This window comes from Thiocystis violacea (genome assembly GCF_016583575.1).
Classification (GTDB): Bacteria; Pseudomonadota; Gammaproteobacteria; order Chromatiales; family Chromatiaceae; genus Thiocystis; species Thiocystis violacea.
In genome coordinates, this window is record NZ_NRRG01000131.1 from 1 (window position 1) to 1,685 (window position 1,685).

Consider the following 1,685-nt stretch of genomic DNA (forward strand, 5'->3'; position numbering starts at 1 on the left):
AGTTGTCGTCCCGTCCTGGATGAGTTGATTCCAACCGTCGACCTGCCTGGTCAATGGGTAGCGAATGACCATGACGCACTGCTAGCCGATGGCGTTGGCGGGGGTGAGTTCGTGGGGATACCTCAGGCCTGGACCCCGATCTGTTTCCCGCGGACAACCCCTATCCCCTGGAACAACTGCTCGATCCCGAAGTTTGGCCCTGAGGCAACGCCGCCGTTCCGCGCCCTGATCGACTCAACCGCCGTCAATGCCTCTTTCCAGCCCTGCTCATTCGTGGAGATCCTCCTAATGACCGCCGCCGCGACTCTTTTTGACCGGGCATCCGCCTCCCTTCGCGCACTGCGCACCGAGCTGGTCTTCGTCGATGCCAGCCTGCCGGATCTCGACAGCCTACTCGCCGGGCGCGAGGGCATTGATGCGTTGCACATCCTGAGCCACGGCGACAGCGGGCAGGTGCGGCTCGGCAATCTGAGCCTGGACGGCGACGCGCTCGACGCGCATGCCGAGACCCTGGGCGAGATTGGCGCGGCGTTGAGCGAAGAGGGGGACATTCTGCTCTACGGCTGCAACGTGGCGGCGGGCGCTACGGGCGTCGCGTTCGTCGAGCGGCTGGCGCGGGCGACCGGGGCGGATGTGGCGGCGTCGGAGGATGTGGCGGGGAGTGCCGGGAGGCGATTGGGATCTGGAGTCAGGGCAATCGCACGGACCTTGCAAATCAATATCTTTCAGCGCATAAACGCTTTCACCAAGAAGCGCAAGGCATTGAGCGACCACAAATGCACGCGGTCACTTAGCCAAACAAATCGGCGAGTACAGAAAATCGGGGACATATAGAATCATCATGAGCGCCATTGGTATTGAAAGTGTACGAGAACAAGAGAAGTCCGAGAAAATCAAACCCAAACTCATTCCTTCCCCAATGTTGGCGGAGTGGCTTCGCAAGATGGGGGGAAGTTTGGTATTTACCACTTATCAAAGTGCGCGTGTGTTCTTTTTATCGGCGGATACCGAGGGTAAAACGATTGCGCTGGAGCGGATTATCGGTTCGGCGATGGGGATTGCGGTGGATAGAGATACGCTTTGGATCACCAACAAAGAGCAGGCATGGCGTTTTAGCAATGTCGGGGCTCGTACCTTGAAATTGGAGGAGGAGGCACCGGCTGTTTCTTATGACGCGGTTTACATGCCGCGCAAGGGGATGTTTTTGGGCGGGTGCGATACTCATGATGTCTTGGCAAATATCAACTACGATGGTAAAGAATACGAACTGCTGTTTGTCAACACCAATTTCAGTTGTATTTCGGCGATAGATTCTCATTACAACTTCGTTCCTGTGTGGAAGCCGCCGTTTATTTCAGCACTCAGTTTTGAAGACCGCTGTCATCTCAACGGAATGGGCGCAAAAAATGGCAAGCTTGCGTATGCGACCGCGTGTGCTCGGACGAATACAGGACATGGCTGGAAACCGCATAAAAACGGTGGCGGTGTGTTGATCGATGTTCAAACGAACGAGATCATCACGACAGGACTCTCCATGCCCGAATGGCACTAAGATAAGCCCAACCTGCTGAAACGCATGAGAAAGGCTGGCGGTGGTGGTAGGCTGAGAGTGGCCAAACCCAACTGCCCACCCGTGGAGCCAGCCCCCATGCATCCTCGTCAGCGCGCCGCGCAGCGGCAACGAC

2 protein-coding genes are annotated in these 1,685 nt (G+C 57.0%); both read left to right on the plus strand.

The window, feature by feature from the left end:
• Nucleotides 1-834 (plus strand): DUF4347 domain-containing protein (locus CKO27_RS23725; protein WP_207281105.1); only part of this gene is annotated, 834 nt, incomplete at its 5' end.
• A 7-nt stretch (nucleotides 835-841) separates the two neighbouring features.
• Nucleotides 842-1,552: a DUF4915 domain-containing protein gene (locus tag CKO27_RS23730; RefSeq protein ID WP_200377379.1), complete on the plus strand. Its 711-nt coding sequence runs from the start codon at nucleotides 842-844 to the stop codon at nucleotides 1,550-1,552.
• Nucleotides 1,553-1,685: the final 133 nt, after the last annotated feature.

Excerpts from the sequence above, each read along its gene's own strand:
- CKO27_RS23730 (WP_200377379.1), top strand. The coding sequence starts at position 842 with ATGAGCGCCATTGGTATTGAAAGTGTACGAGAACAAGAGAAGTCCGAG.